At 70.8% G+C, this 24267-nt stretch carries 22 protein-coding genes and 2 pseudogenes; 12 read left to right on the forward strand and 12 right to left on the reverse strand.

What is annotated here, in order from left to right; all coding sequences use genetic code 11:
- From ABZV38_RS14030 to ABZV38_RS14050, 5 genes and pseudogenes are all read left to right on the forward strand, one after another.
- Positions 1–242: pseudogene (locus ABZV38_RS14030) on the forward strand (ISAs1 family transposase); the annotation flags it as partial.
- A 33-nt stretch (positions 243–275) separates the two neighbouring features.
- Positions 276–539, forward strand: coding sequence for a hypothetical protein (locus tag ABZV38_RS14035; RefSeq protein WP_356327050.1), 264 nt, complete (start codon positions 276–278; stop codon positions 537–539).
- A 358-nt stretch (positions 540–897) separates the two neighbouring features.
- Positions 898–1410: a (2Fe-2S)-binding protein gene (locus ABZV38_RS14040; RefSeq protein ID WP_356327149.1), complete on the forward strand. Its 513-nt coding sequence runs from the start codon at positions 898–900 to the stop codon at positions 1408–1410.
- 11 nt (positions 1411–1421) lie between these two features.
- Positions 1422–2417 (forward strand): xanthine dehydrogenase family protein subunit M, encoded by a 996-nt coding sequence (locus tag ABZV38_RS14045; RefSeq protein WP_356327051.1) that lies wholly within the window; start codon positions 1422–1424, stop codon positions 2415–2417.
- Complete coding sequence (locus ABZV38_RS14050; protein ID WP_356327052.1) at positions 2414–4654, forward strand: xanthine dehydrogenase family protein molybdopterin-binding subunit; 2241 nt, start codon at positions 2414–2416, stop codon at positions 4652–4654. Before ABZV38_RS14045 ends, ABZV38_RS14050 begins: the two co-directional genes overlap by 4 nt.
- Before the next feature lie 57 nt (positions 4655–4711).
- Here ABZV38_RS14050 and ABZV38_RS14055 read toward each other — a convergent pair whose 3' ends face one another.
- The gene (locus ABZV38_RS14055; RefSeq protein ID WP_356327053.1) at positions 4712–5116 is read right to left on the reverse strand and encodes a nuclear transport factor 2 family protein; all 405 of its coding nucleotides are present in this window, start codon (positions 5114–5116) and stop codon (positions 4712–4714) included.
- Between the two features lie 63 nt (positions 5117–5179).
- Between ABZV38_RS14055 and ABZV38_RS14060 the strand changes: the two genes are divergently transcribed.
- Both ABZV38_RS14060 and ABZV38_RS14065 read left to right on the forward strand, forming a co-directional pair.
- On the forward strand, positions 5180–5698 hold the full coding sequence (locus ABZV38_RS14060) for a helix-turn-helix domain-containing protein (RefSeq protein WP_356327054.1): 519 nt from the start codon (positions 5180–5182) through the stop codon (positions 5696–5698).
- A 204-nt stretch (positions 5699–5902) separates the two neighbouring features.
- Positions 5903–7396, forward strand: a complete 1494-nt coding sequence (locus ABZV38_RS14065; RefSeq protein ID WP_356327055.1) for a DUF6056 family protein — start codon at positions 5903–5905, stop codon at positions 7394–7396.
- Here the strand turns inward: ABZV38_RS14065 and ABZV38_RS14070 are convergent.
- The 7 genes from ABZV38_RS14070 to ABZV38_RS14100 form a co-directional block, all read right to left on the reverse strand.
- Positions 7371–8507 carry a PP2C family protein-serine/threonine phosphatase gene (locus ABZV38_RS14070; protein WP_356327056.1) on the reverse strand — a complete coding sequence of 379 codons (1137 nt, stop codon included), beginning with the start codon at positions 8505–8507 and terminating at the stop codon, positions 7371–7373. The genes ABZV38_RS14065 and ABZV38_RS14070 overlap by 26 nt on opposite strands.
- Positions 8508–8578: 71 nt before the next feature.
- Entirely contained in the window at positions 8579–8932 is a 354-nt protein-coding gene (gene mnhG, locus ABZV38_RS14075; RefSeq protein WP_356327057.1) for a monovalent cation/H(+) antiporter subunit G, read from the reverse strand.
- Complete coding sequence (locus tag ABZV38_RS14080) at positions 8929–9258, reverse strand: MrpF/PhaF family protein (RefSeq protein ID WP_356327058.1); 330 nt, start codon at positions 9256–9258, stop codon at positions 8929–8931. Before ABZV38_RS14080 ends, mnhG begins: the two co-directional genes overlap by 4 nt.
- A complete protein-coding gene (locus ABZV38_RS14085) occupies positions 9255–9887 on the reverse strand; it encodes a Na+/H+ antiporter subunit E (RefSeq protein ID WP_356327059.1) in 633 nt (210 codons plus the stop codon). The genes ABZV38_RS14080 and ABZV38_RS14085 overlap by 4 nt, the downstream gene beginning before the upstream one ends.
- A complete protein-coding gene (locus ABZV38_RS14090; RefSeq protein ID WP_356327061.1) occupies positions 9884–11542 on the reverse strand; it encodes a Na+/H+ antiporter subunit D in 1659 nt (552 codons plus the stop codon). The genes ABZV38_RS14085 and ABZV38_RS14090 overlap by 4 nt, the downstream gene beginning before the upstream one ends.
- Positions 11539–12150 (reverse strand): Na(+)/H(+) antiporter subunit C, encoded by a 612-nt coding sequence (locus tag ABZV38_RS14095; RefSeq protein ID WP_356327062.1) that lies wholly within the window; start codon positions 12148–12150, stop codon positions 11539–11541. Before ABZV38_RS14095 ends, ABZV38_RS14090 begins: the two co-directional genes overlap by 4 nt.
- Complete coding sequence (locus ABZV38_RS14100) at positions 12147–15116, reverse strand: Na+/H+ antiporter subunit A (RefSeq protein ID WP_356327063.1); 2970 nt, start codon at positions 15114–15116, stop codon at positions 12147–12149. The genes ABZV38_RS14095 and ABZV38_RS14100 overlap by 4 nt, the downstream gene beginning before the upstream one ends.
- A gap of 136 nt (positions 15117–15252) precedes the next feature.
- Here ABZV38_RS14100 and ABZV38_RS14105 point away from each other — a divergent pair.
- Positions 15253–15423 (forward strand): annotated as a pseudogene (locus ABZV38_RS14105) (FAD-dependent oxidoreductase); the annotation flags it as partial.
- Positions 15424–15451: 28 nt separating this feature from the next.
- Here ABZV38_RS14105 and ABZV38_RS14110 read toward each other — a convergent pair.
- Together ABZV38_RS14110 and ABZV38_RS14115 are read right to left on the reverse strand one after the other, a co-directional pair.
- Positions 15452–15853 (reverse strand): RidA family protein, encoded by a 402-nt coding sequence (locus tag ABZV38_RS14110; protein ID WP_356327064.1) that lies wholly within the window; start codon positions 15851–15853, stop codon positions 15452–15454.
- Positions 15850–17016, reverse strand: coding sequence for an acyl-CoA dehydrogenase family protein (locus ABZV38_RS14115; protein WP_356327065.1), 1167 nt, complete (start codon positions 17014–17016; stop codon positions 15850–15852). The genes ABZV38_RS14110 and ABZV38_RS14115 overlap by 4 nt, the downstream gene beginning before the upstream one ends.
- A gap of 88 nt (positions 17017–17104) precedes the next feature.
- On the opposite strand from ABZV38_RS14115, the gene ABZV38_RS14120 reads away from it, so the two are divergent.
- From ABZV38_RS14120 to ABZV38_RS14130, 3 genes are read left to right on the forward strand one after another with little or no spacing between them, the layout of a single operon-like run.
- Positions 17105–18730, forward strand: coding sequence for an AMP-binding protein (locus ABZV38_RS14120; protein ID WP_356327066.1), 1626 nt, complete (start codon positions 17105–17107; stop codon positions 18728–18730).
- A 4-nt stretch (positions 18731–18734) separates the two neighbouring features.
- Complete coding sequence (locus ABZV38_RS14125; RefSeq protein WP_356327067.1) at positions 18735–19562, forward strand: PaaX family transcriptional regulator C-terminal domain-containing protein; 828 nt, start codon at positions 18735–18737, stop codon at positions 19560–19562.
- Positions 19563–19602: 40 nt separating this feature from the next.
- Entirely contained in the window at positions 19603–20421 is an 819-nt protein-coding gene (locus ABZV38_RS14130) for a GNAT family N-acetyltransferase (RefSeq protein WP_356327069.1), read from the forward strand.
- 44 nt (positions 20422–20465) lie between these two features.
- Here the strand turns inward: ABZV38_RS14130 and ABZV38_RS14135 are convergent, their stop codons facing one another.
- Together ABZV38_RS14135 and ABZV38_RS14140 are read right to left on the reverse strand one after the other, a co-directional pair.
- Positions 20466–22748: a bifunctional salicylyl-CoA 5-hydroxylase/oxidoreductase gene (locus tag ABZV38_RS14135; RefSeq protein WP_356327070.1), complete on the reverse strand. Its 2283-nt coding sequence runs from the start codon at positions 22746–22748 to the stop codon at positions 20466–20468.
- Positions 22749–22752: 4 nt separating this feature from the next.
- Entirely contained in the window at positions 22753–23580 is an 828-nt protein-coding gene (locus ABZV38_RS14140; protein ID WP_356327071.1) for an enoyl-CoA hydratase family protein, read from the reverse strand.
- A gap of 235 nt (positions 23581–23815) precedes the next feature.
- Between ABZV38_RS14140 and ABZV38_RS14145 the strand changes: the two genes are divergently transcribed.
- Positions 23816–24247 carry an ATP-binding protein gene (locus ABZV38_RS14145; RefSeq protein ID WP_356327072.1) on the forward strand — a complete coding sequence of 144 codons (432 nt, stop codon included), beginning with the start codon at positions 23816–23818 and terminating at the stop codon, positions 24245–24247.
- Positions 24248–24267: the final 20 nt, after the last annotated feature.

Here is a 24267-nt window from a genome sequence, read left to right on the forward strand (position 1 = left end):
ACTGGGCGGTGGAGAACTCCTCGCACCACATCAGGGATGTCACCTTCGCCGAGGACGCCTCCACCGTCCACAGCGGGACCGCACCACGGGCCATGGCGACCCTCCGCAACCTCGCCATCGGCGCGCTGAAAACCCTCGGAGCCGACAACATCGCCAAGACGACCCGGGCGATCCGCGACGAGCCCCAACGAGCACTCCCCATCCTGGGCATCACCAACGATCCGGACACCTACGGAACTTGATCAAGCCCTGACCTGACGCAGGTCAATTCGGACGTGAAGCTCGTCCACGGGGTCGATAGGTACAGGGAAGCCAGATACCAGGTCTACGTGCAGTGCAAGATACCGGGCACCCCGGCAGGGCAGGAGCGGGAAGTCCCCCTGACGGGCGAGCTGACCGACACGCTCACCGACAGCGTGAACCTTCGAGACCATCTCGCGCTCCTCCTGCACTCGGCGCGCGTCATGACGAACACGCTCGGCTGCCAGAACAAGCCCGTCGTGCCCAGCACGCTGCCCACCTCGATAAAGGTGGGCTGAGCGGGACCAATAACGACTTCGGAGGACCCTCCCCCGAATCACGATCCGCTACGGCAGCCGGACGAGCCGGAGCGTGACAGTACCGGTGGGTCGCCACCTGGACGCTCAGCCGGCGCATCCTCTCCCGGAAGTCGGCGACCGTCGCGGCCTGCTCCGCCGTGTACCCGGGGCTGTCGGCCTTGCCGGAGCGGAAGCTGGTGTACGGCTGCTGCTCGCTCAGCCAGCCCAAACGGGCTCATTGCCCTTTTGGCTGACTTGAGCCCCCGGTGGCCGCCGGCCAGCCCGAGTGGCAGCCCTGTTTGAGATGAAACAGGATGAATCGGGAAACCAAGGAGGTCCGCCAGTGGCTGCACCGCATATCCCGTCCCGGGTTGCCGAGGCCCCCATCCTGCCGGAACGCGGCCCCGGCCCGGTGAGGGTCGCGCTGTCGGTCAATGGTGCCGAGCACGCGATGGAAATCGAGCCGCGGGTCAGCCTGCTGGACGCGCTGCGCGAACGGCTGCACAAGACGGGCGCGAAGAAGGGATGCGACGAGGGCACCTGCGGCGCGTGCACGGTGTGGGTCGACGGGCGTCGGGTGCTGGCCTGTCTGACGCTGGCGATCGCCTGCGAGGGGCGCGAGGTGACGACTATCGAAGGCCTCGCAAAAGGCGACGAACTCGACGCCATGCAGAGCGCGTTCATTGAGCAGGACGCCTTTCAGTGCGGCTACTGCACGCCCGGCCAGATCATGTCCGCGGTGGCACTGCTCAAAGAGGGCCATGCCTCCGACGATGCCGAGATCCGGGAGTGGATGAGCGGCAACATCTGTCGCTGCGCTGCTTACCCGAACATCCGAGCCGCCGTTCGTGCAGTCCGTGACCAAGCCTAGGGAGATCTCTCGTGCGGCCCATCAGCTACTCCCGCGCCAGTACCGTTGTCGACGCCGTCGCCACTGTTGCCGCAGACCCCACCAGCGACTTCCTGGCCGGCGGGACGACCGAAGTGGACCTGCTGCGCCAGAACGTCATGCTGCCGCGCCGGCTCGTGGACATCAACGATCTTCCCCTCACCCAGATCGAGGAGCGGCCCGACGGCGGCCTGTACATCGGCGCCCTGGCGCGCATGAGCGACGTGGCCGATGTCCCCGCGGTGCGCGAGCGGTTCCCCATGGTGGCCCAGGCACTGGTCCTGGGTGCCTCCGCGCAGCTGCGTCACATGGCCAGCATGGGGGGCAACATGATGCAGCGGGTGCGCTGCGGCTACTTCCGCGACGCGATGTCGCCGTGCAACAAGCGTGATCCGGGGAGTGGCTGCAGCGCCCTGGACGGCTTCAACCGCGGTCATGCCGTCCTCGGTGTCAGCGATCAGTGCATCGCCACCCATCCGTCGGACGTCGCCGTGCCGCTGATGGCGCTGGATGCCCGTATTCACACCGAGGGTCCCCGCGGCCGTCAGGTCCACCCGATCGACGACTTCTTCCTGTCGCCGGGCGAGACTCCGCACCTGGAGCACCCGCTCGAACACGGTGAGCTGGTCGTGGGTATCGAGGTGCCGGGCCTGCCCGCGGCCCGTAGCTCCCTGTACCTGAAGGTCCGTGATCGCGAGTCGTACGAGTTCGCCCTGGCCTCCGTGGCCGCCGCGGTGACTGCGGCGGACGGTGTCATCGGCGAGGTGCGGCTGGCCCTCGGCGGCGTTGCCACCAAGCCCTGGCGGGCCCGCCGTGCGGAGGAGTTGCTGCGCGGAGCGCCGGCCCGTCGCGAGACGTTCGAGCGGGCGGCCCGCGAGGAGTTCGCCTCGGCCCGCACCACCCCGCTCAATGAGTTCAAGGTCGAGCTGGCCCAGCGGACCATGGTCCGCGTCCTGGAGACCCTCACCGGCACCGGGAGTCCGTCATGAGCACGCCCCTCGCGATCGGACAGCCCGTCAACCGGGTCGACGGCCGCCACAAGGTCACCGGCGGTGCGCACTACTCAGCGGACTTCCTCCTCGACAACATGGCTTATGCCGTCGTGGTCGGCGCGCGGGTGCCCAGCGGGCGGATCACGCACATCGACACCTCCGAGGCGCTGGAAGCCAGGGGCGTCCTCGCGATCCTCACGCATGAGAATCTGCCCAAGGTTGCCACGCAGCCGCCGCTGCTTCCCTCGCTCGCGGGCATGTCTGCCCCGGGGCAGACCTTCTTCCCCCTGCAGGACGAGGTCGTGCACTACACGGGCCAGCCCGTTGCCGTCGTGGTCGCCGACACCCTGGAGCGCGCGCAGCACGCAGGCGCGCTGATCCGCATCGGTTACGAGGAGACGCCGTCGGTCACAAGGCTGGAACTGGCACGTGACAAGGCCTACGAGCCCGAGGCGATCTTCGCAGGCTTCATCCCGGGCCGGAACCAACGCGGCGACGTGGAGACCGGGCTGGCCCAGGCCGATGTGCGCATCGACGCGACCTTCACCTACGCCGCGAACAACCACAACCCCATCGAGCCCTCGGCCACCACTGCGGCCTGGGACGGCGACCGGCTCACTCTCTACGACGCCACGCAGGGTGTTGCCACCACCCAGCTCACCGTCGCCGCACTGCTCGGCCTGACCCCCTCGAACGTCCGCGTCATCTCCCACTACGTCGGCGGCAGCTTCGGTTGCAAGGCCATGATCTGGGCGCACCCCGCTCTGGCCGCGCTCGCCGCCCGCCACGTCGGACGCCCGGTCAAGCTCAACTTGACCCGTGCGCAGATGTTCACCTCGGTCGGTCACAGGGAGGAACAGGAGCAGCGCCTCACCCTGGGGGCGAGCAGGGAGGGACGCATCACCGCGCTGCGGCACCACAAGCTCTCGCCCACCTCGCATTTCGACGACTGGGCCGAACCCTCCCTCGGGGTCGCCTCCCGGATCTACGCCTGCTCGAACTACGAAGGCGTCTACCGGCTGATCCGCGCCAACACCATGACGCCCACCTTCATGCGGGCCCCCGGCGAGGCCACGGGCATGTTCGCGCTGGAGAGCACGATGGACGACCTCGCCCACCAACTGGGCATCGACCCCATCGAACTACGCCTGCGCAACTACACCGATACGGACCCCAACACCGGCAACCCCTGGTCGAGCAGCGGTCTCAAGGAGTGTTACGAGCGCGGGGCCGAGCGCTTCGGCTGGGAGCGGCGCAACCCCGAACCCCGCTCGCATCGTGACGGCCACCTGCTCATCGGCTACGGCATGGCCACGGCCGGATATCCCGTCTACGGGCCGACCAACCCGCAACGTGCCCGCGCCCGGCTCTACTCCGACGGCACGGCCGTGGTGCAGGCCGCCACGCCCGACTTCGGCACCGGGGTCGCCACAGTGATGACCCAAGTCGCCGCCGACGCCCTCGGCATCCCGATGGAGCGCTGCCGCTTCGAGGGCGGTGACACCACACTGCCCACCATCGCGGCCGCGGTCGGCTCCTCGGGATCCGGCATGATCAGCGCCGCGGTCCACACCGCGGCAACCAACCTGCGCAACCAGCTCGTGGCCCAGGCCGTCGCCGATACACAGTCACCGCTGCACGGCGCCGATCCCGGCACCGTCATCGTGCAGGCCGGCCGCATGATGCTGCGCGACCGGCCGGAGACCGGGGAGAGCTACGGAGATCTGCTCCACCGAAACTTCCTTCCCGACGTCGAAGCCGCCGGCGCCTGGTCTCCCGGGCCCCGGACCAACAACTACGGGATGATGACCTTCGGCGCCCAGTTCGCCGAGGTTGCCGTCGACCCCGACCTCGCGCTCGTCCGGGTCCGGCGGATGGTCGGTGCCTTCGCCCCCGGCCGGGTACTCAATCCCAAGACAGCCCGCAGCCAGCTCATGGGCGGGATGCTCTGGGGACTGGGCCAGGCCCTCCTCGAAGCGAACTACATGGACCCGGGCCGTGGCCGCTGGGTCGCCTCCGGCCTGGGCGACTACCTCGTCCCGGTCAACGCCGACGCCCCCGACGTCGAGGTCGAGATCGTCGAGGTGGAAGACAAGATCGTCAACCCGCTCGGCGTCAAGGGCGTCGGGGAGGTCGGGCAGGTCGGCGCTGCCGCAGCGATCGCCAACGCGATCCACCACGCCACCGGACGCCGCATCCGCGAGCTGCCCATCACCATCGAAGCCCTGCTGTGAGGCCTCGCCGGCGGGGACCCGGAACGCGTAGGTGATGACAGGGGCGCGGGAGCGGAGTCAGGGTTCGATGACGAGGCGCTCGATGAGGTCGTTGCGGAGTGTGAACTGATAGCGCAGATCGACGGTGCCGCCAGGGAAGTTGCCTTCCAGGTGGTGCGTGGCGACGTAACGGGTCGCGTCGGTCTGCTGAGCGCCGGTGAGTTCGGTGGTGTACGTGAACTCGGTGGCGGATCGGCTCAGCCACCGCTCGATCTCTGCGGTGCCCTCGTAGGTGTTGCCGTCGTCGATCACTGTGGCGTCGTCGGCGAACGCGGTGACTGCGGTGGCGGTGTCGTGGGCACCATGGGCCTTCAGGTAGCGAGTGATCGTCCCGGGAAGTGCATCCAGGGCGATGGTGCGGGGCTGGTCCTGCGTGACAGTTCTCCAGGTGGTGACGGTTTCGGACGGTGGGAGTGGTGCCACCGCCGGCTCCCGTCGCTGCTAAAATGGAAGCTAGTAACTTCGATTTTAGCAGGAACTGAGAGGATGGTCGCCGTGGCAAGCCGGATCAGGCTGGAGGACCGGGAGTGCCCGCTGTCCACGACGGTGGAACACGTCGGCGAATGGTGGACGCTGCTGATCCTCCATGACGCCTTCGACGGCTACACCCGCTTCGACCAGTTCCAGGAGAACCTGGGCATCTCCTCCAGCATGCTCACCACACGCCTCAAGAGTCTCGTCGCGGACGGGCTGCTGGAGCGCCTGCCGTACATGACCAACCCCGTCCGTCACGAGTACGTGCTGACCGAGCTGGGACGCTCTCTGCGCCCGGTGATTGTGGCCCTGGCCGCGTGGGGGAACTCCCGCCTCGCGCCGGAGGAGCGCAGCATGATCCTTGTCGACGCGAACAGCGGCGAGCAGGTCGAGCCCGTGGTCGTCGACGCCAGGAGCGGCCGCCGGCTCGACGACAGCGCCGCGTACGTGTTCACAGCGGGTCCCGCGGCCAGCGATGCCATGCGCAACCGCTATGCGAAGCGATCGGCGGACCCCGCGGACGGGGCGTAAGGCACGCCAGGTCGGTCCCGTCACGGTTCCGCGGCCACCGCCGGGACCGAGGTGGATCGGCTTGCCCGGCAGACCGGGAATGCGGCCCATTTCATTCGTCCGCCATTCGCATGAAGCGTGCGCCCGAATTGCGTGTACGGGGCCCGGGCAGCCCGCCTCGCCGTATCAGATAGCGGTAATGATCACGGCAGGAGAAGCAGCGCGATGACAGCCGTCGGCCCGAGTCCGGCCGGACTGCAGTCGCGCGACAGCGGGCAGCCGGCGCTCGGTGCGGCGAAGCGCGCGGGATCCCTGCGGCCGTGGACCGCTCTCTGGCCGGCGGCGCTCTGTCTTCTGCCGCTCGGGCTCCTCGGTGCGGCGGCGTGGTTCGGGCGGTGGGTCCGGCCCGGGGGGGACGAGTGGTGTTTTCTGCCCGTCGTGCGCGACGAAGGACTCTCCGGGATGGTCGGCAAGTTCTATCTCGGGGACAACGGGCGGATCGCGAATGCCGTGCTCGTCTGGGCGTACGCGAGGTTCGGTGTCGCGGGGCACCAGTGGTTCGGGCTGGTCAGCGGGGGCGTCATGCTGGGCATCCTGTGGGCGGTGACCGTATCGGCGCTGCGCAGGGCCGGTCTCACGGCGCCGCGCGGAGTCCCGTTGCTCGTGGCGTCGATGGTGACGGCCGTCTTTCTGTTCGCGACGCCCAATACGTACAAGACGTTCTACTGGCCCGCCTCGTCCGTCTCGCACACCATGGCGCCGGTGCTCGCCTGTGCCGCGGCGGTGCCGCTGCTCCGGGCCCGGTCGCGCCGAGGGAGGCGCTGGGCGCTGATCGCGGTTTTCGTGGCCGGTCTCTGCATCGGGACGCTCTCGGAGCAGGCGTCCGTCGTCGTGCTCGTCGTCCTGTCGGCCGTTCTGCTGCTCCTCGCCGGGCAACGTCGTGGCTGCGTACGGGGCTGGTGCCTGACAGGCATGGCGGGGACCGGGATCGGGACGCTCGTGCTCTACACGTCGCCGGGTGCCCGGATCCGGCGGGGGCGATTCGGCACGGACGGGGTGTCCTTCCTCGCGCCCGACTCGCTCCTCGGGTCCCTGCGTGGCTTCGGGCACATTCTGGGGACGCTCCTCACCACGTGGGCCTACCTGGGCGCGGTCGCGGCCGGGGTCCTGCTGGGGCTGCTGATCAGGGGGCCGGGCGGGCGGCGTGCGGTCCTGCCGGTGCGCTGGCGGCTGATGGCCTGCGTGGCTGTTCTCGCGTTTCTGCTCTCCGGATACCTCTGCACGGTCGTCGCCTATCCCGTCTTCGCGGAGAGCGTGGCCACCTCTTCGCGGATCTGGAACGACTACCTCCTGCTGTACGTCGCGGTGCTCGTCGGTGTCGGTGTGCTGCTGGGACTTGCCCTGGGGCTGCGGGCACGGCACACCGGTGCGGTGCAGGCGGCCGGTGCGGCGGTGTGCGTCGCCGTGTGCCTCGCACTTGCCGTCCCGCTGTGGCGGCTCGAAGCGGACATGCACGTTCGGGCTGTGAAGTGGGACCGGCAGGACCAGTGGATGCGGGCCCGTGCGGCGGCCGGTGGCCGGGTTCTCCCGTACACGCCTGTGTCGGTCGCCGGAATGGTGGAACCGTTCCGGAAGCACGGGCGGAGGGTCTGGCCGGCCACGTGTGTCGCCGACTACTACCGCCTGGAGCGGATCACCTACTCGCAGCGGCTCCCCTGACGGCGCCGGACGTCTTCGTGACCGCGATCATGACGGCGTCGTCGCCCAGGCACCCGCCGGCGTGGCGCAACAGGTCGTCGTGCAGGTGGCGTACGAGGGACTCGGGGCCGCTCCCCGTCCAGGCGGCGAGCCGGTCGGCGAGGGGGTAGAAGCTGCCCCTGCGGTCGCGTGCCTCGATGACTCCGTCGGTGTAGAGGAGCAGGATGTCGCCGGGTTCGAAGTCGAATGTCTCGACCTGGTACTCGCTCTCCGAGGGGGCGCCGAGCCCCAGCGGGAGTGCAGGCTCACTGACGTCCAGTGTCCGTACGTGCCCGGCGCGCAGGACCATCGGCGGGGGGTGCCCGCAGTTCACCAGCTGAACGCTGTGGTCGTCGTCGCGGACGTCGAGCACCAGCGCGGTCACGAACGACTCGTTGTAGTTCGGTTCGGCCTCGGCGAGCTGCGCCATGTTCCAGTACGAGGCATTGGCAATGTGTGACACGACACCGGGCAGCGACAGGTTCCGGTACGCCGACCCGCGGAACGCCCCCAGCACCACCGCGGCGTCCCCGAAGGCGGGGAGGCCGCTGCCTCGGACGTCGCCGACCACCATGCGGGTCACGCCCGGGGCGGGTACCACCGCGTACAGGTCTCCGCCGATCTGGGCCCCCGACTCGGCCGCGATGTACACGGACGCGATGCTGAGCGGTCCGATCCGGCGGGGCAACGGGCGGAGCAGGCCCTGCTGCGCGACGACGGCCACCGAACGCACCCGGCCCAGTTGTCGCTCGTAACGGTCGAGCAACCGGCGGAACAGCACGAGGAACACGGAGATCACGAGGACGGCTGCGATCTGCGCCTCGTGGTTCGGTGTGGTGACGCCGCCGTGGAATGCGGCGATGACGATCTGGGCCACGACGGCCAGCGCCCCGACGACGGCCGTCGGTCCGGGGCCGGCGAACGCGGCGGTGAGCGCGGGCGCCGCGATGAGGAACGGACCCAGGTGGATGGTCTCCGGGGCGTTGATGTCGATCAGCGCGGTCGTCGCGATGATCGCGAGCGGCACGATGAGCAGTCCGTGGTTCGGGCGCCACGAAGTGGTGAGACGGCTGACACTGTGCCGGACGCGCATATCTCCTGCTTACACCTGTGGGTGTCCGGCCTGCCCTGTCGGTCGGTCCGGCCGCTGTCGGCTCTCCCGGGTCAGTGTTCTTCGGTCAGCTGGGCGTCCAGTTCGTCGAAGAGCAGCTCGCCGTGGTCGATCTGGCCGGTCCGGTACGCCGATCGCGCGACCAGGTGCGCGGCGACCGGTCCGGTCATCAGCTGGAAGAACCCGATCAGCGCGAGCGTGGCGAGGTCCATGCCGCTGCGCAACCGCAGCGCGACTCCGGCGAGGACCAGCAGCAGGCCGAGGCTCTGCGGTTTTGTCGCGGCGTGGCTGCGCGACAGGACGTCTGGCAGCCGCAGCATGCCGATCACCCCGAGCAGGCAGATGGCCGCGCCGATGAAGACCAGTACCGCACCGGTCGTGTCGGCGATCTGGAGCAAGACATTCACTCCGGTTTCTCCTCGGTCTTCGGCCGGTCGGGTACGGCTTTCCTCGGCCGGTCGCGCACGGCGATGAAGCGGGCGATGCCCACCGAGCCGGTGAACCCGAGAAAGGCCAGCACCAGCATGATCGGGAAATAGAACGGGTCGCGTGCGACGGCGGACTTGGCGCCGAGGCCCGCAATGATGAGGGCGGCGCACACATCCAGCGAGATCGCCCGGTCCAGCATCGAGGGGCCGCGCCAGATGCGGGCGAGCAGTCCCACTCCGGCAAGGACGAGCACCACCACGGCGGCGGTGAGCAGCACCCGGTCGACGGTCTCCGGAACGCTCATGAGCCCGCCCCCGCCCCGTGCGTCCATGGCGTCGGCGGTGGTGGTCCGGCCACCCGGGCGATCTCGTCGGGGGTGCCGAAGGCCCGTACCGTCAACTCCTCCAGCCGCCAGACGGAGCGCCGGGCCGCGTCGAGCACGGCGGGCCGGTCCGCGTCGAGGACGTGGACGAAGACCGTGGCCGTGGCGCGGCGTACCTCGACGACGGATCCGCCGGGCACGTTCGACACGGCGACGGCGGTCGCCGCGAGCATCAGGTCGGAGCGGCAGCGCAGCGGTACGGCGATGACGGCGGCCCGGTGCGGATGGTCGACGAAGATCTGCCGGGTGACCTTCACGCCAGAGGTGTACATGTCGTAGAGCAGATAGCCGGCGAGCACCACGATGCCCCACGGGTGGAGCCGGAGCCCGAGATCGACGCGGGGCAGCGGGAAGGCCAGACAGACCGCCACCGCGACGACGACGCCGGTCACCACATTCGCCCAGCTCAGACTGGACCAGAGCAGCACCCAGATGACGGTGAGCCAGGCGATCAGCGGAAGGTCGAGGACGCGCTGTCGGCGGCCGGCGAATGCGCAGCTGAAGGGCGGCAGATCCGCGTTCCGGTGGGACAGGGTGATCCAGCGTTTCACCGGCCGAGCACCGCCTCGATGTAGGGGGAGCGTGCGAGGAGTTCGGCGGCTGTGCGGTCGGTGTACGAGGTCAGGGGTCCGGCGAGCACGGTGAAGGAAAGTCCGAGGGCGACGGCTGCCGCGGTGGCGGCGGTCATGAGCGTCGGCAGCTTCGTCGTGGTGGTGACGGCATGGCCGTGGAGGGTGGCCGCGACCGCGAGCCCGGCGGGCTGGTGCCGGGGGAAGACCGGTTCGTCGCCGGTGCCGGGGATACGGTCCGGGCCCTCGTCGGCGTCCTCGTCGTTGCCGTCCTCGTCGTCGGACTCCAGGACGGTGCCGTCGGCGGCCTGGCCGGGTGGTGCGGCCCGCCAGAACGCCAGGTTCCAGACCTTGGCCATCACGTACAGCGTCAGCAGGCTGGTCGCCACCGAGCCGATGACCAGGATCCAGGCCCAGACGCCGCCGTCGGCGACACCGGCCCGCATGAGTCCGAGCTTGCCGATGAAGCCGGACAGCGGCGGGATCCCGGCGAGATTCATGGCGGGCACGAAGAAGAGGGTGGCGAGCACCGGGGCGCCTTTGGCGAGTCCGCCGATCCGGGTGAGTTCGGTGGTGCCGGTGCGGCGCTCGATCAGTCCGGCGACGAGAAACAGCGTCGTCTGGACGGTGATGTGGTGGGCGACGTAGACGATCGCGCCGCCGTACGCCTCGCGGGAGGCGAGACCGATACCGAAGACCATGTAGCCGATGTGGCTGATGAGGATGAAGGAGAGCAGCCGCTTCAGGTCGGTCTGGGCGACGGCTCCGAGGATGCCGATCACCATCGACGCGAGCGCGGCCGCCATCAGCAGGTCGCCGAGCCGGTTGCCGGGGAAGAGCAGGGTCTCCGTACGGAGCATGCAGTAGACGCCGACCTTGGTGAGCAGGCCCGCGAAGACGGCGGTGACGGGAGCGGGTGCGGTGGGGTACGAGTCGGGGAGCCAGGCGGCGAGCGGGAACACGGCCGCCTTGATGGCGAACACGGTCAGCAGCATGGCCTGGATCAGGGTCTGTACGCCGAGCGGGAGTCCGCCCAGCCGCCCGGCCAGCTGGGCGAAGTTGGCGGTGCCGGTGGCCGCGTAGGTCATCGCGATGGCGGTGAGGAACAGCATCGACGAGAAGAGCGAGATGATCACGTATGTGGAGCCGGCCCGGACCCGGGGGCCGGTGCCGCCGAGGGTGAGCAGCACGAAGCTCGCCACCAGCATGATCTCGAAGCCGACGTAGAGGTTGACGAGGTCACCGGCGAGGAAGGTGCAGGAGACTCCGGCGACCAGGATCAGATACGCGGGGTGGAAGACGGCCACGGGTGTCTCTTCGTCGCGGTCGGCCATGCCCTGGCCGAGGGAGTAGACCAGCACGCAGAGGGTGACGGCCGAGGAGACGGTCAGCATCAGCCCGGACAGCCGGTCGGCGACCAGAGTGATGCCGAGCGGAGGGGCGAAGTCGCCGAGGTGGACGGTGAGGGGGCCGCGGGAGTTGGCGGCGATCATCAGGGCGACGGAGAGCGCGAGCACGGCGGTGAGCACGGCGACGCTGATGATGCGCTGGAACTGTTTGAGGCGGGTGCCGAAGGCGAGGCTCACGCCGGTGGCGCAGAGCGGCAGCAGCACCGGCAGCGGGACGAGTGCATTCACCCGGTGTCTCCTCGGTTCGCGTCCTCGGCAGGGGTTTCGGTACGGGCTTCGGCGTAGTCCTGCGGGTCGGCGCCCAGCACGTCGTGCCAGAGGTCCCCGGTGGCGTCCCGGCCGCGGGCCTGGAGGGCGCGGTCGGCGCGGAGCCGGGCCCGGAGGCGCTTGCGTTCCGCCCGGTACCGGGCGCGTTCCTCCGCTGTGCGTTCGGACTCGGACCGGTACTGCTCGCGCAGTTCGTCCCGCTCCCCCAGCACCTCGGCGCGCAGTGCGATGCGCCGGTCCTCCAGGTCGTCGTGGACCTCGTCGGTGCCGGTCAGCTGGTGACTGCGGTAGGCCATGGCCAAGAGGAACGCCGTGGTGGCGAGGGTGATGACGATCGCGGTCAGGGCAATGGCCTGCGGCAGCGGGTCGGTGACCTGCCACAGCGGAACGCCGTACAGGAGGGGCGCCCTGCCCGCCGATCCGGTGGCGGACAGGACGAGCAGGTTGATGCCGTTGCCCGCGATCACCGCGCCGAGCAGGATGCGGGTGAGGGGGCGGGTGAGCATGAGGACGCCGCCGACGGCGCAGAGCACGGCGGCCGTGGCCAGAAGCGAAGCGCTGACCGTCATCCGGGGGCACCTCCGCCCTCGGGCGCCGTACCCGGTCCGGCGTCCGTCTCGGGCGTGGCTCCGGGCCCCGATCCCGCCGGGGGCGCCGCCCTCTCCGCCGCCGCCTTCTCCGCCGCGGCCCGCTCGATCTGGCGGTCGATCTTGGCTCCGAGTGCGCGCACGATGTCCAGCACCACGCCCAGCACCAGCAGGTACACGCCGAAGTCGAAGAGGACCGCCGTGCTCAGGTGGTACGAGCCGAACACCGGCAGCCGGCCGTGATACGTCCAGGCGTGCAGGACGGTTCCCTCGGCGAGGCCGAGCAGCGCCACTCCGGTGGAGAGGAACAGCCCGAGGCCGGTGAAGAGTCCGGGCTGCAGCGGTGCGGCTTCGGCGAGTTCGAAGCGGCCTCCTGCCAGATAGCGGGTGATCAGCCCGACACCGGCGACGAGTCCGGCGACGAACCCGCCGCCCGGCATGTTCTCGGCGCAGAACAGCAAGTAGACGGAGAGCACCAGGATCGGATGGAACAGCAGCCGGGCCACGACCTCGAAGACCACCGACCGGTGCTCGGGGGCGAGCGTGGCGCCGGCCGCGAGCCAGCTCCGCTCGGGCGCGCCTTCGTCGCCGTGCGGCAGGCCGGTCAGCCCGGTCGCCGTCAGCGACCAGGCGGTACGCCCGGGTACGTCCTCGCGCAGCCCGGACCCGTCCGCGCGGCGGTGCAGATAGATCAGGCTGGTCACGCCGATCGCCGCGGCGGCGAGCACGGCGGACTCCCCCATCGTGTCCCAGGCCCGCAGGTCGACCAGGATGGTGGCGACGACGTCCTTGAGCCCGTGGTGCGCGGTCTCCTCGACCATGGCCGCCCCGGCGGGGTCGGCGGTACGTGCGGCGGCCGCGACCCACACCACCACGCTCAAGGTGGCGGCCGCGGCCAGCGCCACGGGAATGCGTACCGCACGCCGCCACGTGCTGACCGACTCCTGGAAATGCACCGGCATCCGCCGCAGCACCAGCACGAACACGACCATCGACACCGTCTCGACGCAGAACTGGGTGAGCGCCAGATCGGGGCCGCCCTGGACGACGAAGAGCAGCGCGGTCCCGTACCCCGTCAGCCCCGCGAGGACCACCGCCTTCATCCGCCGGCTGACGGTGAGACAGAGAAGTGCGGCCGCGCAGGTCAGCGCGGCCACCGCGCCCTGCAGCGGAACGTCCCAGAGCCGCGGCGCCGGCGCTCCGTGCCACGGCCGGTCCACCGCGAGCACGGCAAGCTGTCCGGCGAGCATGACGAGCAGGGTGGTGGAGAGGTAGACGGAGAGCGAGCCGCGCTGGACGAAGCCGGTGATCTCCAGCGAGGTCCGCTCCAGGCCGAGCAGCAGACGGCCGAAGACCCGGTCGGCGGTAGGCCAGGCGATCCGCCGGGAGAGCCGGGTCACGGTGGTGCGCCCCGCGAAGAGCACCGCACCACCGACCAAGGCGACGGCCGAGAGCAGCAAGGCGGTGCCGAATCCGTGCCAGAGCGCGAGGTGGTACGGGTGCGCGGGTACAGGGAACTCGTCGGCGTACGCGCTGAGCAGCCGGTGGACCCGGCCGACGCCCGGTCCGAGCACCAGCCCGCAGAGCGCCAGCAGGGCGGGCGGGGCGAGGAACGCCCAGCCGACCCGGTGCACCGGGGTGTCTTCGACCCCGGGTTTACGGCCGAACGCGCCCCAGACGAACCGTACGGTGTACGCGACGGTCAGCGCCGAGCCCGCCACGGTGACAGCGAGCGCCCAGCGGTCCACGGCGTCGCCGTGCAGCAGCGCATCGAACGCGGCCTCTTTCGCGACGAACCCGAGCAGCGGGGGCAGTGCTGCCATGGACGCGGCGGCAAGCACGGCGACCGCGCAGACGTACGGCAGCGCCCGGCCGACACCGGAGAGTCTGCGCAGATCGCGGGTGCCCGCCGCATGGTCGACGATGCCGGTGACGAGGAACAGCGGCGCCTTGAACAGGGCGTGGCTCAGGATCATGACCGCGGCGGCGAGCGCGGCGTCGCGGTTGCCGATACCGGCGAGGAGAGTGAGGAAGCCGAGCTGGCTGACGGTGCCGTAGGCGAGCACGAGCTTGAGGTCGTTCAGCCGCAGTGCCCGCCAGCCGCCGAGCAGCATGGTCACGCCGCCGAGGACCAGGACGACAGGCCGCCAGACGGGGACGTCGGCGAAGCCGGGAGCGAGGCGGGCCACCAGGTAGACACCGGCCTTGACCATGGCCGCGGCGTGCAGATAGGCACTGACGGGGGTGGGGGCGGCCATGGCGTTCGGCAGCCAGAGGCTGAACGGCCAGATCGCCGACTTCGACAGCGCCCCGCACAGGATCAGCACCACGGCCACCGAGACGGCGAGGCTCGTGGCCGGCGGGTCGGTCACGAGCGCGGAGATCCGGTACGTGCCCGCCGCCTGACCGAGGATCAGGAAGCCGACGAGCATCGCGAGACCGCCGAGCGTGGTCACGGTCAGCGCCTGGAGCGCGGAGCGGCGGCTGTGCTTCTGCTCGCTGCTGTATCCGATCAGCAGGTAGGAGAAGACCGTGGTCAGTTCCCAGAACAGATAGAGCGTGATCAGGTCGTCCGCGAGGACGAGGCCGAGCATGGCGCCCGCGAAGGCCAGCAGGTTGCCGGCGAAGCCGGCCAACCGTGGGGCGTCGTCGGAGAAGTACGAGGCGCAGTACAGCAGGACGAGCGCACCGATTCCGGCGGCGAGCAGCACCATGAGTTCGGCGAGCGCGTCGAGGCGCAGTTCGACGAAGACGTCGTACGCCGGCATCCACCGCCACGACCGGGTGACGGATCCGCCGGACGCCGCGGTGTTCCACTGCGTGGCCGCCCACACCGTGGCGGCTGTGGGCGGCAGCGCGAGCACGACGAACGCGCGGCTGCCGAGGCGCCGCACCAGCGGGGCCGCGCACGCGGCAAGGACGAAGTGGCAGACGATGAGCGCTGTCATACGGCCCCGGTGGGCATCCCGCGCCCGCGCGGGGCGGGCGTCCGGGGCCTGGGCGAGGCATCACGGGCAGAGCGCACTAAATAGAGATATATCCCCCGTCTGCTATCACCCGTACGGCGCGCCGCGCAGATGCAGGACACCGCTGCGGACGCGGCTGTACGGCGACCGTCACGTCCCCGAGCACACGGGCTTCACCAACTGGCGGGTGACGGTGGCGCGTCAGCCCGAAGCTCAGGGGGTGGTGAGCGGCGCTGCCGGCAAGGACGCCGAGGCGCGGCTCACCCCGATCACTGACGAACCGATGTATCAGGCGGGGTCACGCCCGTCCGGTCTCCTCACGGCAGTACGGCCATCCCGTCGAGCTCGACGAGAGCCTGTTCGTCCCAGAGCCGGGCCGCCCCGATGACCGCCATCGCCGGGTAGTCGCGGCCCGCCAACCGGCGCCAGATCCGGCCGAGTTCGGGGGCATGGGCGCGGTAGTCGGCGACATCGGTGGCATAGACGGTGACCCGGGCCAGATCGGCCGGGGAGCCACCGGCCGCGCGCAGTGCGGTGAGCAGATTGGTGAGGGCCGTCGTGAACTGTTCGGGCAGTGTGTCGCCGATGACCTTGCCGTTCCGGTCGAGGGCGGTCTGCCCGGCCAGGAAGACCAGTTGACCGCCGGTGGCCGTGACGGCGTGCGAGAAGCCTGTGGGCGGGGACAGCTCGGCGGGATTGATTCGGTGGATCGGACTCATGCGGACGGCTCCTGGTTCCCGGACGGCTCCGGCTGCACGGTCGGCTGCGCCGCCGTCGTGTACAGCTCCTTGGCGATGATCGTGCGCTGGACCTCGCTGGCGCCCTCATAGATCCGCGGGGCGCGCACCTCCCGGTAGAGGTGTTCGAGCAGATGGCCGCGGCGCAGCGCGCGGGCGCCGTGCAGCTGGACGGCGGCGTCGACGACATACTGCGCCGCCTCCGTGGCGTAGAGCTTCGCCATCGCCGCTCTGCGCGGTACCCCCGGTTCCCCTGCGTCGTACGCCGCCGCGGCCGCGTACACCAGAAGCCGGGCGGCCTCGGTGCGGGTCGCCATCTCGGCGACCCGGTGCGAGACGGCCTGCAGATCCCCCAGCGGACCGCCGAACGCGGTGCGCTGCGCGGTGTGGGCCACGGTCGCGTCGAGGGCGGCGCGGGCCATGCCCACGGCGAAGGCGCCGACGCTCGGGCGGAACAGGTTGAGGGTGTTCATGGCGACCCGGAAGCCGCGGTCGGGTTCGCCGAGCACGTCGTCGGGGGTGACCGGCACTCCGTCGAAGGTGAGCGCCCCGATGGGGTGCGGGGAGAGCATGTCCAGCGCGGTGCCGCTCAACCCCGGGCGGTCGGCGGGGACCAGGAACGCGGTGACGCCGCGGGCTCCGGCGCCGGGCGTCGTACGGGCGAAGACCGTGTAGAAGTCGGCCTCGGGGGCGTTGGAGATCCAGCATTTCTCGCCGGTCAGCCGCCAGCCGTCCTGGGCGTGCGCCGCATTGAGGGCGAGGGCCGCCGCGTCGGAGCCGGCGCCGGGCTCGCTGAGTGCGAAGGCGGCGACGGCGCGGCCCGCGCGGACTTCGGGGAGCCAGTGTTCGCGCTGGGCCGGGGTACCCGCCTGGACCAATGGGTACGTGCCGAGCCCCTGGAGGGCCAGCGCGGTCTCGGCCTCCGTACAGCCGCGGGCCAGGGACTCGCGCAGCAGACAGAGGTCGAGGGCGCCGGAGGAGAACAGCCGGTCGAGCAGGCCCAGTTCGCCGAGGGCGGCGACGAGCGGGCGGTTGACGTGTCCTGGTCCGCCCTTCTCGGCGAGGGGGCGCAGCTGCTGCTCGGCCAGGGCGCGCAGCTCCTCGCACCAGGCGGTCTGTGACGGATCGAGCGAGAATGCCGACATACCGGCGCCTCTCCTGGATCGTATCGCGAAGTATTGACTACCGTCATTCAAACGATACGGTCCTAGGGCGACAAGGGGGCGATCCGTTATGGACCCGAAGACCTCAGCGCACATCGACAGTTTTGCCCGAGAGCATCTGCCACCCCAGGACCAGTGGCCGGAACTGGTCTTCGGTCTCCCCGAGCTGGACTATCCGGACCGGCTGAACTGCGCCGCCGAACTCCTCGACACCACGGTCGCCCGTCTCGGACCCGACCGTCCCGCCTTCCGTACGCCTGACGGCCCGACATGGAGCTACGGGGATCTCCAGGACCGGGTGGACCGGATCGCTCATGTCCTGACCTCGGATCTGGGCGTCGTTCCCGGCAACCGGGTCCTGCTGCGCGGACCCACCACCCCCCATTTGGCCGCCTGCTGGCTCGCCGTGCTGAAGGCGGGCGCGATCGCGGTGACCGTACTGGCGCAACAGCGGGCCCAGGAACTCGCCACCATCTGTTCGATCGCCCGGGTCGGCCATGCGCTGTGCGATGCCCGGTCGGTCGACGATCTGGTGAAGGCTCAGGTGCCGGGGCTGCGGATCACTGCATACGGAGGGGACGGGGCGGACGATCTGCTGCGGCTGGCCGAGCACCGGCCCGGGCCGTACCGGGCCGTGGACACAGCCGCGGACGATGTCGCGCTGATCGCATTCACCTCTGGCACCACCGGGCGTCCCAAGGGCTGTATGCACTTCCACCGCGATCTGCTGGCCATCGCCGACACCTTCTCGCGCCACGTCCTGCGGCCGGGCCCCGAGGATGTGTTCGCGGGCAGCCCGCCGCTCGGCTTCACCTTCGGTCTCGGCGGACTCGTGGTCTTCCCGCTGCGGGCCGGTGGTTCAGCGCTGCTGCTGGAGCAGGCCGGTCCGCGGCAACTGCTGCCCGCGCTGGCCGCCCACCGCGTCTCGGTCCTGTTCACCGCCCCGACCGCGTACCGCGTGATGCTCGACCATCTCGGCGACCACGATCTGTCCGCGCTGCGCCGCTGCGTCTCGGCGGGCGAGAATCTGCCCGTGGTGACCTGGCGGTCCTGGTACGAGCGGACCGGTCTGCGCATCATCAACGGCATAGGCGCCACCGAACTGCTGCACATCTTCATCTCTGCCGCCGACGACGCAATCCGCCCCGGCACCACCGGGGTTCCCGTGCCCGGCTGGGAGGCGCGCGTACTGGACCGGGACGGCCGCGCGGTGCCCGACGGGAAGCCGGGGCTCCTCGCCGTACGCGGCCCGACGGGGTGCCGCTATCTCGCCGACGCGCGCCAGTCGGAGTACGTACAGCACGGCTGGAACCTCACCGGGGACACGTACACCCGCGACAGCGACGGCTACTTCCACTACGTCGCCCGCGCCGACGACATGATCATCTCGTCCGGGTACAACATCGCGGGCCCCGAGGTCGAGGACGCCCTGCTGCGCCATCCCCAGGTCGCGGAGGCGGCGGTGGTCGGCCGGCCCGATGAGCTGCGCGGCCAGGTCGTGGTTGCGTACGTGGTGCCTCGCGAGGGCGCCGAACCGTCGGCCGACGACCTGCGCACGTACATGAAGGACGAACTGGCGCCGCACAAGTGTCCGCGCGTCATCGAGTTCCTGCCCGCTCTCCCCCGGACCGCCACGGGCAAGCTGCAGCGCTTCCGGCTGCGTGCCGAGGCGGACCGGGGCCAGGGCCTAGAGTGATCGTGTGGCCGACCTGCACACCCCCCGATCCCTGATCGTCACCCTCTACGGTGCATACGGTCGCACCCCCGGCAACGTGCCGCTGCCGGTGGCCGAGCTGATCCGGCTGCTGAACGCCGTCGGTGTCGACGCCCCGTCGGTGCGCTCCTCCGTCTCCCGGCTGAAGCGGCGCGGGCTGCTCGTACCGGCGCGGACCGCGAGCGGCGCGGCCGGATACGCGCTGTCGCAGGACGCCCGCCAGCTGCTGGACGACGGCGACCTGCGGATCTACGCACACCCGTCGCCACCGCTGCGGGACGGCTGGGTGCTCGCCGTCTTCTCCGTACCGGAAGCGGAACGGCACAAGCGGCACCTGCTGCGCTCCCGGCTCTCCCGGCTGGGCTTCGGCACGGCCGCGCCGGGGGTCTGGATCGCGCCCGCCGCACTGTACGACGAGACCCGGCACACCCTGGAGCGGCTGGAACTCGCGCCGTACGTGGACCTGTTCCGCGGGGAACACCTCGGCTTCGCCGCGACGCGGGAGTCGGTGGCGCGCTGGTGGGATCTGGACGCCATCGCCCGGCTCCACCTGGACTTCCTGGCACAGCACGAACCGGTGCTGCGGGCCTGGGAGTCACGCACCGGCGAGCCGGACGCGGAGGCCGCCTACCGGGACTATCTGACCGCCCTGGACTCCTGGCGGCGGCTGCCGTACACCGATCCGGGGCTGCCGCAGGAGCTGCTGCCGAAGGACTGGCCGGGGGGCCGGTCGGCGGAGGTGTTCGGGCTGCTGCACGCCCGGTTGCGGGACGCGGGGGCGGGGTTCGTACGAGGCGTGCCGGGCGGCTCATAAAGCGTGTGCACCGTACGGACCCGGCTGGTCATCATGGACCATGACCTGGACCTTCACTGATGACGTCGATGTGTTCCTGGACACCGCCGGTGCGTGGCTGGCGACCCGGCCCGCCGAGAACACCCTCGTACTCACCATCACCGCGACCCTGCGCAGCAGCGGCCCGCATGCGTACGGCGAGGACGCCCCGGTGCTGGGCTGGTGGCGCGGGCCGGACGGCGAGGTCGCGGGGACCCTGGTGCAGACCCCGCCGTACCGGCCGCTGCTCGGCGTCGTCGCCCCGGAGGCGGTCGGTCCGCTGGCCGCCGCGCTCCCGCTGACCGCCGTCAACGCGGACCGGGCCACCGCCGAGGCGCTGGCCGCCGGCTGGCCCGGCTACCGGGTCGAACAGGTGCAACGGCTTTACCGTCTGGATGAGTTGATCCCGCCCTCCCCCGCGCCACCGGGCGGGCCCAGGTCCGCCACGGCCGCCGACCGGGCCCTGCTGGTGGCCTGGCATCGCGCGTTCGCCGCGGACGTCGACCAGCCGGACACCCACGCCGAGCGGATGGTGGACGAGCGGACGGCGTCCGGCGGTCTGACGCTCTGGGAGACCGGCGGGGTCCCGGTGTCGATGGCGGGTGTGTCTCCCCGGTGCTCCGGCGCGGTGCGGGTGACGGCCGTGTACACCCCGCCGGAGCACCGGGGCCACGGGTACGCGGCGGCGGTGACGGCCGAGGTCAGCCGGGCGGCGCGGGAGGCGGGCGCGCAGGAGGTGCTGCTGTTCACGGATCTCGCGAACCCGACGAGCAACGGGGTCTACCAGCGCATCGGCTACCGGCCGGTCTCGGACCGGCTGTTGATCAGCGCGGAGGAGTGAGCGAGCACACCCCGTCCTCCGTCCGTGCCACGAGAGTCCGGCGCTCACCCCAGGGTGAGCCGCGGCTTCGGTGCGTCCGTGCGGCCGGTCGGCGGTGTGCGGCTGCCCGCGCGGTACGGAAGCGGCCAGGACGCGCCCGGTCCGCCGTAGCCCTGGTCGGCCGCCGCGTGCAGGGTCCAGTGCGGGTCGTACAGATGCGGGCGGGCCAGGGCACACAGGTCGGCGCGGCCTGCCAGCAGCAGCGAGTTGACGTCGTCCCAGGAGGAGATTGCACCGACCGCGATGACGGGCACGACCAGGGTGTTGCGGATCCGATCGGCGAACGGGGTCTGGTACGAGCGGCCGTACTCGGGGTGCTCGTCCGGGACGACCTGGCCGGTGGAGACGTCGATGGCGTCGGCGCCGTGCGCGACGAACGCGCGGGCGATCTCGACGGCGTCCTCGGCCGTCGTGCCGCCGTCGGCCCAGTCGGTGGCGGAGATACGAACGGTCATGGGCCGGTCGTCGGGCCACCGGGCGCGGACCGCATCGAAGACTTCGAGGGGGAAGCGGAGTCGGTTCGACAGCGGTCCGCCGTAGCCGTCGGTGCGCCGGTTGGTGAGCGGGGAGAGGAACCCGGAGAGCAGATAGCCGTGGGCGCAGTGGAGTTCGAGCAGGTCGAAGTCGCAGGTGGCGGCGTGCCGCGCCGCTGCGGCGAACTGGTTGCGGATCACGTCGAGCCCGGCCCGGTCCAGCGCGTGCGGGACCTGGTTGACGCCTTCCCGGTACGGGATCGGGGAGGCGGCCGACAGCGGCCAGTTGCCCTCGTCGAGGGGCTGGTCGATGCCTTCCCACATCAGCTTGGTGGAGCCCTTGCGGCCGGAGTGACCGAGCTGGATGCCGATCGCCGTGCCGGGGGCGGAGGTATGGACGAAGTCGGTGATCCGGGTCCAGGCGGCGGCCTGTTCGGGGGTGTAGAGGCCGGTGCATCCGGGGGTGATCCGGCCCTCGGCGCTGACGCACACCATCTCGGTCATGACGAGCCCGGCGCCGCCGAGAGCGCGGGCGCCCAGGTGGACGAGGTGGAGGTCGCCGGGGACGCCGTCGACGGCCGAGTACATGTCCATCGGCGACACGACGACGCGGTTGCGGAGTTCGAGGCCGCGCAGCCGCAGCGGGGTGAACATCGGCGGGGTACCGGGGGCGCAGCCGAACTCCTCCTCGACGGCGGCGGCGAATCCGGCGTCGCGCAGCCGCAGATTGTCGTGGGTGACGCGGCGGCTGCGGGTCAGGAGATTGAAGGCGAACTGGCGGGGCGCCTGGTCGACGTATGTACCCAGCTCCTCGAACCAGCGCAGGCTCGCTGCGGCGGCGCGCTGGGTGGAGGCGACGACGGGCCGCCGCTCGGCCTCGTACGCGGCGAGGGCTGCGGGCAGGTCCGGCTGCTCCTCGATGCAGGCGGCGAGAGCCAGGGCGTCCTCGACGGCGAGCTTGGTGCCGGAGCCGATGGAGAAGTGTGCGGTGTGGGCGGCGTCGCCGATGAGCACCGTGTTGCCGTGCGACCAGTGGGCGTTGACGACGGTACGGAAGGTGAGCCAGGAGGAGTTGTTGGAGCGCAGCGGTCGGCCGCCGAGGGCGTCGGCGAAGATCTTGCCGCAGCGTTCCGTCGATGCGGCGGTGTCCATGGTGTCGAAACCGGCCGCGTGCCAGACCTCCTCGCGCATCTCGACGATGACGGTGGAGGCACCGGCCGAGAAGGGGTAGGCGTGCAGCTGCATCACGCCGTGTTCGGTCTCGGCGATCTCGAAACGGAAGGCATCGAACGCGAAGTCCGCGGCGAGCCAGATGTAGCGGTTGCGGTGGGTGGTGACGGTGGGCAGAAAGGTATCGGCGTACGTCTCGCGGGTGGTGCTGTGCACCCCGTCGGCGGCGATCACCAGGTCGTGCGTCGCAGCGAGCTCCGCGACGGACGGGGCCTCTGCGCGGAAGCGGAGCCGTACTCCGAGGGACGCGCAGCGCTTGTGCAGGATCTCCAGGAGCCGGCGGCGGCCCAGCGCCGCGAAGCCGTGGCCGCCGGACGTCTGGATCCGGCCGCGGTGGACGATGTCGATGTCGTCCCACCGTACGAATTCGGCCTGGAGGGCCCGGTACACCACGGGGTCGGCGTGTTCGATGCCGCCGAGCGTCTCGTCGGAGAGGACGACGCCGAAACCGAAGGTGTCGTCGGGGGCATTGCGCTCCCAGACCGTGACGGAGCGCTCCGGGTCCAGGCGCTTGAGGAGGGCCGCGGCGTAGAGCCCGCCGGGGCCGCCGCCGATGACCGCGATCCGCTTCGTGTCGGACGCCATGGCGCTACCTGCCTTGCCATTTCGGCTGCCGCTTTTCCGTGAACGCGGCGTGGAACTCGGCGTAGTCGTCGCCGTGCATCAGCAGGGCCTGGGTGGCGGCGTCCATCTCCACGGCGGCGGCGAGCGGCATGTCGAGTTCGGCGGTGAGCAGCGCCTTGGTCTGGGCGAGGGCGAGGGCGGGGCCTTCGGCGAGGCGGCGGGCGAGCTCCGCGGCCCGGGCGTCGGCCTGCCCCTCCTCGGCCAGCTCGCTGATCAGCCCGATCCGTTCCGCCTCGGGGGCGCGGACCGGCTCGCCGAGCATCAGCAGCCGGGTGGCATGGCCCAGGCCGACGACGCGCGGCAGCAGATAGGCGGCCCCCATGTCACCGCCGGAGAGCCCGACCCGGGTGAAGAGGAAGGCGAACCGGGCGGACGGGTCGGCGACACGGAAGTCGGCGGCCAGTGCCAGGACCGCGCCGGCGCCCGCAGCGACGCCGTGCACCGCGGCGATGACGGGGAAGGGGCACTCGCGCAGCGCCCGTACGACCTGCCCGGTCATCCGGTTGAAGTCGAGCAGCTGCGCGGTGTCCATCGCGAGCGTGGCGCCGATGATCTCGTCGACATCGCCGCCGGAGCAGAAACCGCGTCCCTCACCGGCCAGCACGAGGGCGCGCACGGAGCGTTCGCGGGACAGCTCGGCGAGGAGGTCGCGCAGGTCGGCGTAGGCGCCGAAGGTGAGCGCGTTGAGCTTCTCGGGACGGGCCAGGGTGACGGTGGCGACGCCGTCGTCCGTCGTCAGCCGCAGATGGCGCCAGTCGTCCGTGCGGCGGGCGGAGCTGGGAAACGGGCTCATGGAGGGTGGTCCCCTTCAGCCGTCGGGCTGCTACCTGCCTCGAAGTTATCACTCTTATGTGACTCCCGTCACGAGTACGCGATAGGCGTCGATCGGGATATGTGGCGAAGGTCCCTTTCTGACCGGACCGCAGTCCCTTGTCTGTGTCGTTGCGCTTCGTAAGGTTGAAAGGAAGAAGTCTTGAGCTCCAGAGAAAGGAGCTCCGGACAGCCGTGCCTCCGGAACGGAACCCGCCTTGCCGCCCGATGGACCGATGCCCGCCTCCTGGCGTATCGCGCTGCCGCACTCCACGGCCGCAGTGCCGATCGCCCGCACCCTGATCCGTACGGCGCTGGCGGACATCGACACACCGGCCGACACCACCGACACGGCCGAGCTCCTCACCGCGGAACTGGTCGCCAACGCCGTGAAGCACACCGGCGGGGACGAGCCCGTCGAGCTGGTGGTGGAGCTTCTGGAGACCGGCTGTCAGGTGGAGGTCCACGACCACGACCCGGCCCCGCCGGGCGATCTTTCCCGGCCCCAGCCCGGCAGCGAGCCGGACCCCTGGCAGGAGCACGGCCGCGGCCTGCTGCTGATCCGCACGCTCAGCTCGTCCTGCGGTCATCGCACGACGGAGCACGGCAAGGCCGTGTGGTTCACCCTGCCGCATCAGCACGGGCGGTAAGGGGCACCCGATCGGTGCCC

This window comes from Streptomyces sp. NPDC005181 (assembly GCF_040608395.1).
Classification (GTDB): domain Bacteria; phylum Actinomycetota; class Actinomycetes; order Streptomycetales; family Streptomycetaceae; genus Streptomyces.

What these genes read in the sequence shown, in the direction of transcription:
- ABZV38_RS14050 (WP_356327052.1), top strand. Translation starts at nt 2,414, where the DNA reads ATGAGCACGCCCCTCGCGATCGGACAGCCCGTCAACCGGGTCGACGGC.
- ABZV38_RS14060 (WP_356327054.1), top strand. Translation starts at nt 5,180, where the DNA reads ATGGTCGCCGTGGCAAGCCGGATCAGGCTGGAGGACCGGGAGTGCCCG.
- ABZV38_RS14065 (WP_356327055.1), top strand. Translation starts at nt 5,903, where the DNA reads ATGACAGCCGTCGGCCCGAGTCCGGCCGGACTGCAGTCGCGCGACAGC.
- ABZV38_RS14070 (WP_356327056.1), bottom strand. Translation starts at nt 8,507, where the DNA reads ATGCGCGTCCGGCACAGTGTCAGCCGTCTCACCACTTCGTGGCGCCCG.
- ABZV38_RS14080 (WP_356327058.1), bottom strand. Translation starts at nt 9,258, where the DNA reads ATGAGCGTTCCGGAGACCGTCGACCGGGTGCTGCTCACCGCCGCCGTG.
- ABZV38_RS14095 (WP_356327062.1), bottom strand. Translation starts at nt 12,150, where the DNA reads ATGACGGTCAGCGCTTCGCTTCTGGCCACGGCCGCCGTGCTCTGCGCC.
- ABZV38_RS14100 (WP_356327063.1), bottom strand. Translation starts at nt 15,116, where the DNA reads ATGACAGCGCTCATCGTCTGCCACTTCGTCCTTGCCGCGTGCGCGGCC.
- ABZV38_RS14110 (WP_356327064.1), bottom strand. Translation starts at nt 15,853, where the DNA reads ATGAGTCCGATCCACCGAATCAATCCCGCCGAGCTGTCCCCGCCCACA.
- ABZV38_RS14115 (WP_356327065.1), bottom strand. Translation starts at nt 17,016, where the DNA reads ATGTCGGCATTCTCGCTCGATCCGTCACAGACCGCCTGGTGCGAGGAG.
- ABZV38_RS14120 (WP_356327066.1), top strand. Translation starts at nt 17,105, where the DNA reads ATGGACCCGAAGACCTCAGCGCACATCGACAGTTTTGCCCGAGAGCAT.
- ABZV38_RS14130 (WP_356327069.1), top strand. Translation starts at nt 19,603, where the DNA reads ATGACCTGGACCTTCACTGATGACGTCGATGTGTTCCTGGACACCGCC.
- ABZV38_RS14135 (WP_356327070.1), bottom strand. Translation starts at nt 22,748, where the DNA reads ATGGCGTCCGACACGAAGCGGATCGCGGTCATCGGCGGCGGCCCCGGC.
- ABZV38_RS14140 (WP_356327071.1), bottom strand. Translation starts at nt 23,580, where the DNA reads ATGAGCCCGTTTCCCAGCTCCGCCCGCCGCACGGACGACTGGCGCCAT.